Source organism: Streptococcus sp. HMSC072D03 (genome assembly GCF_001812855.1).
GTDB classification, from domain to species: Bacteria; Bacillota; Bacilli; order Lactobacillales; family Streptococcaceae; genus Streptococcus; species Streptococcus salivarius_D.
This window is the reverse complement of sequence record NZ_KV810696.1, coordinates 97,436-107,954: the sequence shown is the minus strand read 5'-3', so window position 1 is coordinate 107,954 and position 10,519 is coordinate 97,436. Positions and strand designations below refer to the sequence as shown.

Sequence of the window (10,519 nt, the reverse complement as noted above, 5' to 3'; positions counted from 1 at the left end):
ATCCATCAACTTGTTACCAGTGATGTCGTATTCCTTTTTGTTAACAATGAATTTTTCTGGTTGGAAGTCAGGCGTTGTTGGAGGAGTGACGGTGTTGTTAAACTCTGTGTCTCCTCCTGGATAAGTTACCGTTGCTTTCAAAGTGTGGTCTGCATTCTTAGAAACAGTCACAGAAACCTCAGCAACCATACTATCATATGTGACACCAAATTCCTTGTTTGAAGGAACTTTTTCACTGACATAATACTTAATTGTTTGACCAACTTGAGCATTTTTCACTTTTGGAAGTTGATTAAAGGTTACCACACCATTCGCATCATTGGTACCAGTAGCAACGACTGTCCCAGCTGAATCCTTCATTTCAAATGTAAATTCATTAGCTTTAAGGGAACGACCCACCAAGGCTTTTTTGAAATCTACTCTGATTGGAATTGCAGGAACGACAAAGTTGTTGAAGACTCTATCATTGGCATCCGTTGCTTCACCACCTGATGAAGTCATCACCGTACTTGCTGACAATAGACCCGTATTGGCATCTTTTGTTACGGTAACCTTAACATTGATTGTCATCGCATCATAATCAACATCTGTGTTTGTTCCAGCTACTTCTTTTACAGTGTAGTTATAGACACCAGCTTTATCGAATGACAACGTACTAAAGTTAATCTTACCATTAGCTTTATTTGTTACCGTTTCATTAACATTACCGTCACCAGTTAATTTAAAGCTGAAATCACCAGCATTAAGCGTACCATTTGAAAGAGACTTATCGAACTCAAGGTTTACTTTTACTGGGTTCGGTGTGAAGGTATTGTTAAATTCTTTATCTACACCCGTCGTTGGGTTACCATTAGCATCAATACCATTAACTGATGAGTAAGTTGTAGCAGTTGTCAAAGTATGACCTGTCTTAGTAACTGTAACAGCTACTTTCGCTTCCATTTGGTCATAAGACATACCAGCTTCGGCTGTTGTTGGCACAACCTCTTTTACAGTGTAGTTAAAGGTCTTGCTGTCATTTCGCTTTCCTGCAGAATTTGTTCCAAGATCACTAACCTTGTATTTAATGCCCGTGAATTTAATATTACCGTTCGCATCATTTTTTGCAGTCCCAACTACTGTACCTGCTTCATTCAAAAGATTAAAAGTAAACTCATTTGCTTTTAGATTACGACCAGATAATTTCTTTGTGAAATCAAATTCAACGTTTACCGGAGCTACGACAAAGTTGTTGAATTCAGTATCAGTACCGGTTTTTTCTTTTGGATTTGTTGCTGAAACATTAGTGCCTGTTTCTTTTCCTTTGTCATCTTGACCCTTTTCTGAAGTGTACGTAACAGTATATTCATACTCACCCAAGTAGTTGCCAGAAGCGTCTTTCTTTTCTGTAACTGTAACGGTTGCAGTAACGCTCATTTCATCATAGTCAACTTCAGTATCAGAACCAGCTACTTCTGTAATACGATATTTATAGATACCAACTTTGTCTAATTGGATAAGAGATACTTCTTTTTCAGCACCATCAGCTTGTGTTATTTTTTGAGTGAAGGGAATAGAACCATCTTCCTTGTTTGTTACTGTCGCATTAATAGCCGGTCCATCTTTTTCGAGTGGATTAGCAGGATCTGCCGCAACATTTGTTATATTAAAGGAGAAGGCTCCCTTTTTCAATTCAGGTTGTACTGTCGTATTAAGACTCTTTAGGACTTTCTTTAGCTTAAGTTCAATATCAATAGGTTCGTTTTTTACATAATAGTAAACCGTTTCATAGCTAGGTGACAATTTGTTTTCCAAACGGAAAATGTTACCTGAAGCAACTGGAACACCATTAATCGTATAGGACGTATCCGAGCTACCACGGTTTACATAAAACTCACCTGCAGAAGAATAACGTGGACTATATTGAGCAGCCTCAGTAGCACTTACAGGATTTTCTTTAACTTCAACATTATTTTGTGCTACATTCCCAGCCCAGGACATTCGATAGAAAGTGCCATCTGGACGTTTATAAATAAAGTCTGCGCCTGAACCTCTAGCAAACTCTAAGTCACCCTTATAGTTAGTGTTTTGTTTATCTGAGAAAATAGCAAAAGGTTGCCCCTTAACAAGCTTATCTCTATACTCAGGTTTAAGACCTGGATAGCTTGGCGTATTATTATCTCTATTCCAACCAGCATCATCAATGGTAGGGTTCTTACCAAGATCTTCTGGATGGTCAATTTTGTTATTGCTTCCCGGACGAATGACTGTCTCGTAAACTTTTACATATCCATCAGTATTTACGTCTTTAGCAATCTTGTTTAAGCTATCAGACTTAATGGCCCACATTTCGATACGGACGGTACCATCCTCTTTGACAACTTCCTTAATACGTTTAACAGCACCCTCTGCATTGGCGACGTCAAACCAACGTTGACCTACTTGATAAGGCTTTTTAAGCACATCTACAAGTGAGCGAGGATCCGCTGTTTGATAAAGACTGTAACCTTCAAAAGCACGAAGGGCTGAGGCATGGAAATCCTGTCCCTCCATAGCAGTTAGAGTAAAGCTACCAAGACTTTCTTCGTTTCCAGTTTCTCTATATGACTGTGTACCAACATCTGGTGTACCATCTTTATTTACAAGTTTATAATCACCCGCAGTAGATGAGTTTTTAATATAGTTCCCATTTGTATCTTGAACAAATTTACCGACAAGACGATTCATATCATAAGTTGATGCATTTTTATCAACAACTTTATAATACGTTGTTTTATGAGTTAGACGTGGAATGTAGTATTGTGGATCCGTGATTGTAGTACCTTCGTTAGCAGGATTAACTACATCATAGATTTGAATAGCCGAACGTTGGCCATCAAAATCAGTAGCACTACCATTGTATTTCCAAGTTGCACGTAGAGCTGGACGGTTTGTCTTATCTGCATCCACAATATTTTCAAAACGGAACTCAATATAGGCCTGCTTAGCCCCAGAAATAGGAGCAAGTGTAGCTTGACCTAAGTTAACAGTACCAGCACCATTGATTTGTTTTGTTTCTTTAACAGTGTTTGTAGCACCATCTACCAACTCAATGGTTACATTTGTAGAGTTGTCGTATGGTTTAGACATACGATAATAGTACTTCGTGTTGTATGCTTTATTGAATCCCATCAAATCAGTAACGAGATAAGTATACTGAGAAGTATTTGGATTCAATTGGTAGTTAATACCAGCTGTAATATGATCATTTGGATCTTTTGGCGTAGGTACAACAAGAGGACGGTTAGTAATCGTTGCTCCGTTAGGATCACTCATAGTTGGTGTCGCTGTTGCTGCACCAGTTGTATGACTTGTTGATTCTGGATTATCAAGCGAACGACGTCTACGACTGCTACGACTACGTACTTCTGTTGCAGTTCCTGCAGCGGACATTGGGTTCGCCGTCAACATTGTTGTCAAGGCTGCTGTATTCGCAGCAGACGTTGGACTTGGTGTTGACGTTGTCAAAGTTGTCGTTGCAGGTTGTGCCACTGATGCCGATGTAGGCTGTGTTGAAGCGACTGGCTGAGTAGCTGTAGGCGCTGATACAGGTTGTGTTGTAGCCGTCGGTTGTGTTGTTGGAGCAACCGGCTGTGCCACTGTAGGTTGTACCGCTGTTGGAGTTACAGCTGATGTGCTAGTTGCACCTGTTGAAGAAGAAGTTGCTGAACCTACAGATGTAGTACCCGCAGCTGTTGGAGTTGAGCTAGCAGTAGCTGCAGCCGTTGCTGTTGTCGCTGGTGCTGTAGCTATAGACGTTGTTTCTGTTGTTGAAGCACTTGCTACTTCAGAAGCTGGTGATACCAAAGCAACTGTTGACGTAGATGTTGCAGAAGCGGATGGGGAAGTCACGCTAGCTGCTGGATTTGGTTGGGGTGCTGTTGTCGTAGTATTGACTAAACTACTTGAACTTTCTCCTGCTACTGATGTGCCCGGATTACCCGCCGATACAGTTGGAGTCCCTACTTCATCTGCCTGTGCACTATGAGCAGCAAAAAGTGCTGTTCCTAGCAAGACTGAAGCGACACCAAACGAATATTTACGCAATGAAAAGCGTTGGCGTCTATTAAAAAAGTCTTTCATTAAAAATCTCCCTCTAAAAGATAGTTAGTTATAGGTCACATGATTATAAGTCAGTTTTCTCATAGTCATGATTCACTCCATATTCTAACATTCTGACAATTTACAGTCAAGGTTTTAATCTCACTTTTTTAAAAAAACATTAGTTGTCTGACAATTTTATTGTTTTTACTTCCTGAATTCTATCTAAAATATGTCAAAACTCTTTATTATGGCGTATTTCCCAGTTTCTATGAAAATATAAAATTCACTTTCATTTTTAACCTAATCGACTTGAACATGTTATCATTCTAAACTCCTGAGAAAATAAAACTAGTTTAAATGGCTGATATTCTCATTTATGCTTTAATATTTCTTCTTGTTGAAGCAAAAAATTAGCCTATCATATCTGCATGTTAAAAAGTAAGTAAATTTATTTTTTTGTTTTTCAAACACTACAATCATATCTTGACTCATTTGCTAATTGAAGTCCAAGAAGTCTATCAGACAGCAAAAAGTACATCACAAATATTAGACACTAAAAAGATTGGCCATGCTGCAAATTGTTCGAGTCAGCTAGAATGTCCATTTATTCAATGTTTGGATTTTAAAACTGAGATATTTTTTTGTAGCAAATAACGTTTGTAAGTAGCCTTAATCATTAAGTATAGAAAGACTTAGACCTTACTGGTTTGAATAATCTTCAATATCTGCTTTTTCAGCTAATTTCAAGAGTAAAATTGACTTCAGCTTCTTTATAACTTTATATAAACTTATTTTCTATAATAAGGTAGAACTGTCCTATTTCTCTCATAGCATAGGTGGGGACTATTGATAAGGTGCATCGGCGGTCTAAGAGGGCTGGATTTTTGATTTTCATTTGACAAAAGCTCTCTGACAGCGTACAATCGAGACAAGTAACATTCGGAGGTAAATGGAGACATGAACTACTAAGTCTATTCACAATAAACCTGCTTTATTTGATAGATTGTTTTCATGTCTTTTTTGCGCTCTTTTTCTGTAGAAAATTTATTGGTGGTATCTGCGTTTTTTTGCATCCACACCATCACTATCTCCTAGAGGGCTTTTTAGCTAGATTCAAGACGGTTCTATCTTATAAGGTAGGACTGTTTTTTGACCTTTGATATTGTTTGAAGTAAGAACCATATTTTCCATGAAACACTATCAACAAGCACTCAGACCTAGGAGGTCCTATGATACAGATTCAACATCTAACTATTACCCATACCAAAGATTTGCGTGAACTCGTTCATGACTTAAATCTAACGATAGCTACTGGTGAAAAAGTCGCCATTATTGGGGAAGAAGGCAATGGAAAGTCAAGTCTCCTTACCCTTCTTGTCAATCCTAAAGCACATTTTGACCATCTTTCTTACGAGGGAACTATTAATAAACCAGATAGCCCACAGGTCTATATTCCCCAGCAGATTTCGGATGACTTACAATCCCTAACCCTTAACGACTACTTCTTTGCGGATACTTATGACCTAGACTATGCTACCCTCTATCGTCTGGCTGATGAACTTCATTTTGATAGTGATCGTTTTGCTAGCAGTCAGCTTATCTCCTCTCTGTCAGGTGGTGAGAAACTCAAAATTCAACTCATCCGAGAATTAGCTCGTCCCCACGACATCATTTTTCTTGATGAGCCCTCAAACGATATGGACTTGACTACTATAACTTGGTTAAAAAACTTTATCAAGCACTCTGATAAAACGATTGTCTACATCTCACATGACGAGGACCTACTAAGCCAGACAGCAGATACCATTATCCATCTGGAACTCCTTAAACGTCGTCGACAGGCAAGGACCAGTGTGGAGCACCTCGATTATGATAACTATAGCCAACATCGCACTGATTCCTATCAACAACAGATGCAGCAAGCCAAAACCGAGAAAAAAGCCTATGACAAAGCCATGGCCAAGCATCGTCGTATCAAACAAAATGTCCAAACCACCCTACGCAATACACATGACAGCACGCAAGGACGATTGCTTGCTAAAAAGATGAAAGCAGTCCTCTCACAAGAAAAACGCTACGACCGCCTTGCCCAAGACATGACACAGATGCCTGATAAAGAAGACAGTATTGAACTTTTCTTTTCTCATATTGACCCTCTACCTCAGGGGAAATATCTCTTAAATCTGGATGAAAAGCAGATAAACATAGCTCCCCACCTAACCATTGACCATCTCAAACTTTCTTTGAAAGGCCAGGAAAAAATTGGTATTGTTGGTGATAACGGCTGCGGTAAATCCACTCTCTTACACTATCTCTACCAAAAACTTAGTCAGAAGACAGACCTGACTATTGGCTACATGCCTCAACGTTATGACACTATCTTGCCACTGGATTTGTCTCCAATAGCGTTTTTGAGTAAGACTGGCGACAAGTCTGAACGAGAAGTTATAAGCTCCCATCTCGCTTACCTCAACTTTAGTCATGATGAAATGAACCATGCAATCTCTGATTTATCTGGAGGACAGAAAGGAAAACTTCTCCTACTGCACCTGGTCTTAGAAAGCCCTCAGCTCCTTATCTTAGATGAACCAACCAGAAATTTTTCACCCACCTCACAACCCCAAGTTCGACAGCTCTTCGAGAACTATCCAGGGGCAATTCTGACAGTATCACATGATGTCAACTACCTCAGACAAGTCTGCCAAAAGATCTACCGACTAGACGCACATGGTTTAGAAGAAGTTGAGATTTAAGATATCGAATCTATCGTTTTAACAAGAAAAGTCTCAAAAGAATCATTTTCTTCATATGCAAAAGAACTCAGGCAAAACCTGAGTTCTTTTAATGTTAATCAATTTCAAGACCACCAGTATAGAGTCGGTAGTAGGTACCACCTTGTTCCATAAGGCTGTCGTGGTCACCACGTTCAATGATTCGTCCGTGGTCCATAACCATGATAACGTCAGAGTTGACGATGGTTGAAAGACGGTGGGCAATAACGAAAACCGTACGTCCTTCCATAAGACGGTCCATCCCCTCTTGCACCATTTTTTCGGTACGAGAGTCAATAGAGGATGTCGCCTCGTCAAGGATAAGAACCGGTGCATTGGCAAGGGCAGCACGCGCAATGGCGATAAGCTGACGTTGCCCGTTAGACAAGCCTGCACCGTCATCTGTCAGAACAGTGTCATACCCATTATCCAGGTGTTGCACAAAGGAATCCACGTTAGCAATACGGGCAGCTTCAAGAATTTCCTCGCGTGTCGCATCGGAACGGCCATAGGCAATATTTTCAGCGATAGTCCCTGTGAAGAGATGGGTATCTTGAAGCACGATACCAAGCGAGCGACGAAGAGAATCTTTCTCAATCAGCTTGACATCAATACCATCATAAGTAATCACACCAGATTGGATATCGTAGAAACGGTTAATCAAGTTGGTAATCGTCGTCTTACCAGCACCTGTCGCACCGACAAAGGCAACCTTTTGCCCCTTGTCTGCATAGAGATTAACGTCATGAAGGATTTGTTTCTTACCATCGTAAGAGAAATCAACGTCTTGGAAGACCACATTTCCGACCAACTCGACCAATTCGTAGTCGCCATTTGGACGTGGGTGTTTCCAAGCCCAGAGATTGGTTTTCTTGTCTGTCACAACCATTTGACCATCTACCAATTCGTAGTTGACCAAAGTGACCTTACCTTGGTCAACTTCTTCTGGCTCATCCAAGAGGTCAAAGATACGGTCAGCACCTGCAAGTGCCATAAGAACAAAGTTCAGTTGTTGAGAGACCTGAGTAATAGGTCCGTTGAAGGAACGGTTCAATTGTAGGAAGGCCATGAGACCACCGATAGTCAAACCACCAACACCATTAAGGGCAAAGAGTCCACCAACCAAGGCGGTCAAAACAAAGGAAACATTTCCTAAGTTCCCAAGAATTGGCATGAGAACATTGGCATAGCGGTTGGCCAAGTAAGAAGATTCAAAGAGTTGCTCGTTAATCTTGTCAAAATCAGCCATGCTTTCTTCTTCGTGAACAAAGGCCTTGACCACTTTTTGACCTGACATCATTTCTTCAATGAAGCCATTTTCAATCCCAAGATTCTTTTGTTGTTCACCAAAGTAACGGCCTGATTTAGCTGATACATTTTTGATGACCATAAACATGATACCTACCATGACTAGGACCACGATAAAGAGAAGAGGACTAACCGTAAGCATGGTTACAGTTACCCCAATCAAGGTAATGGCCGTTTGTAGCAACTGTGGAATAGACTGCTCAACAGCCTGACGGAGGGCATCGATGTCGTTGGTGTAAATAGACATGATGTCACCGTGTTGGTGAGTGTCAAAGTAGCGAACAGGAAGCTTTTGCATACGAGCAAAGAGCTGATTACGAAGGGAACGTAGAGAATCTTGCGAAATCGTCGCCATGAGGAGTGATGACACATAGTTGGCAATCACACCAATAAGACAGAAGACCCCCACTGAAGTCAAGAAATGCAAAAGCGGACCAAAGTCATGGCTACCAGATTTGAGCATGGGTTGAACGTATACGTCAACCAAGGACTGAATAGAGGCCGTCAAATTGACCGTTGCCAAGGAAGCAACCACAATAAGGACAAAGGCGATAGAAAGTGAAAGTTTGTAGTCTTGCCACAAAAAGCGTAGAAGACGTGCTAGAGAGCCCCAATTAGCTTTTTTCTTATTCTGCATCTGCTACTCCTTTCCCTTGTGTTTGCATCTTGTAGACGTCACGATAAATGGCATTGTTAGCCACCAATTCATCGTGAGTACCAATAGCATCGATTCGGCCATCATCCATAACAATGATGCGGTCTGCATCTTGGATGGATGAAATACGTTGACCAATGATAATCTTAGTCGTGTCCTTAAGACTTGATGCCAAACCTTGACGAATCAAACTATCGGTCTTGGTATCAACCGCTGATGTTGAATCATCCAGAATCAAGATTTTTGGATTCATGAGGAGGGCACGTGCAATACAGAGACGTTGACGTTGTCCGCCTGAGACATTGGCACCACCACGTTCAATCTTGGTGTCATAGCCATCTTTAAACTCTTGGATAAATTCATCTGCTTGAGCAATCTTACAAGCTTCAATGATTTCCTCATCTGTCGCCTGTTTATTTCCCCAACGCATATTTTCCTTAATGGTTCCTGAGAAAAGGACGTTGGTTTGAAGCACCATGGCAACTTGCTTACGTAAGCTATCCAAATCATAGTCCTTAACATCGTGACCGGCAACCTTGACATGACCAGCTTCCACATCATAAAGACGAGGAATGAGCTGAACCAAACTTGATTTACCAGAACCTGTTCCACCAAGAATACCGATAACCTCACCAGACTTAATATCAAGCGTAATATCTTTGAGAACATGGGTCTTATCACCATTTTCATCTGTGTATGAGAAATCCACATGATCAAAACTGATAGAACCATCTGCGACTTCTGTCAAGCCATTTTCAGGTGAAACAATGGTTGATTCAGTATTAAGCACTTCATTGATACGCTCTACAGAGGCCATAGAGATAGACAACATGACAAAGATCATCATGAACATCATGAGTGAGATTAGGATAGTCATGGTGTAACTGAACATGGAAGTCAATTCACCTGTAGATAGCTTGCCGATAACGATAAGATGAGCTCCAAACCAAGAAATCATGAGGAATGATGCATACATAGACAACATCATGGCTGGGTTAGACATGACAACCACACGAATGGCACGCATGAACATCTTGTAAATACGACGTGAGGCCTTCTTGAATTTGTCCGTCTCTTCTTTCTCTTTAACATAGGATTTCACCACACGCATGTTGGTGATATTTTCCTTGATACTGTTGTTGAGGTTGTCATAAGCCTCAAACACTTGAGTAAAGAGAGGGTAAACGATTTTGGTAATAATAGCCAAAACCAGACCAAGGAAGAGTGTCACACCAACGAAAATCCAAGCCATTTCGCCATTAATCAGGAAACTTGCTGCAATGGCAAAGATCAGATTAAGTGGTGCGCGCACACAGATGCGGATAATCATCTGGTAAGAGTTCTGCACGTTGGTAACATCAGTCATCATACGTGTTACCAAACCACCAGCTGAGAACTTATCGATATTTTCAAAAGAGAAGGTTTGAACCTTTTTGAAAATGGCTTGACGTAGATTCTTGGCAAATCCAGCAGAAGCAAAGGCCGCATAGCGTGCCGACTGCGTCCCACAGAAAAGCGACAGGAAGGCACAGACCAACATGAGGCCACCATAGAGCCAAATGTTAGACATGTTAGATTGCTGGACACCTTTGTCCAAAAGATTGGCCATGACAAAGGGAATGGAAATCTCAAACATGACTTCTAGCGTCATGAAGAGGGACGCTAGGATTGAGGGTTTCTTGTATTCCTTTATCTGGGCGATCAGGGTTTGAAACATAATTAC

4 protein-coding genes are annotated in these 10,519 nt (G+C 40.8%); 1 reads left to right on the top strand and 3 read right to left on the bottom strand.

Annotation, left to right across the window (positions count from 1 at the left end; translation table 11 throughout):
* A partial coding sequence (locus tag HMPREF2877_RS11310; protein ID WP_256262940.1) for a Spy0128 family protein occupies positions 1-4,101 on the bottom strand: 4,101 nt, incomplete at its 3' end.
* 1,190 nt (positions 4,102-5,291) lie between these two features.
* Between HMPREF2877_RS11310 and HMPREF2877_RS09610 the strand changes: the two genes are divergently transcribed.
* Positions 5,292-6,815, top strand: a complete 1,524-nt coding sequence (locus HMPREF2877_RS09610) for an ATP-binding cassette domain-containing protein (protein WP_049529310.1) — start codon at positions 5,292-5,294, stop codon at positions 6,813-6,815.
* A gap of 94 nt (positions 6,816-6,909) precedes the next feature.
* Here HMPREF2877_RS09610 and HMPREF2877_RS09605 read toward each other — a convergent pair whose 3' ends face one another.
* Both HMPREF2877_RS09605 and HMPREF2877_RS09600 read right to left on the bottom strand, forming a co-directional pair.
* Positions 6,910-8,778, bottom strand: a complete 1,869-nt coding sequence (locus HMPREF2877_RS09605; protein ID WP_049554223.1) for an ABC transporter ATP-binding protein — start codon at positions 8,776-8,778, stop codon at positions 6,910-6,912.
* Positions 8,768-10,513 carry an ABC transporter ATP-binding protein gene (locus HMPREF2877_RS09600; protein ID WP_049554222.1) on the bottom strand — a complete coding sequence of 582 codons (1,746 nt, stop codon included), beginning with the start codon at positions 10,511-10,513 and terminating at the stop codon, positions 8,768-8,770. The genes HMPREF2877_RS09605 and HMPREF2877_RS09600 overlap by 11 nt, the downstream gene beginning before the upstream one ends.
* Positions 10,514-10,519: the final 6 nt, after the last annotated feature.

Bases quoted from the DNA above. Each gene is read 5' to 3' on its own strand.
- HMPREF2877_RS09610 (WP_049529310.1), top strand. From the start codon at position 5,292: ATGATACAGATTCAACATCTAACTATTACCCATACCAAAGATTTGCGT.
- HMPREF2877_RS09605 (WP_049554223.1), bottom strand. From the start codon at position 8,778: ATGCAGAATAAGAAAAAAGCTAATTGGGGCTCTCTAGCACGTCTTCTA.
- HMPREF2877_RS09600 (WP_049554222.1), bottom strand. From the start codon at position 10,513: ATGTTTCAAACCCTGATCGCCCAGATAAAGGAATACAAGAAACCCTCA.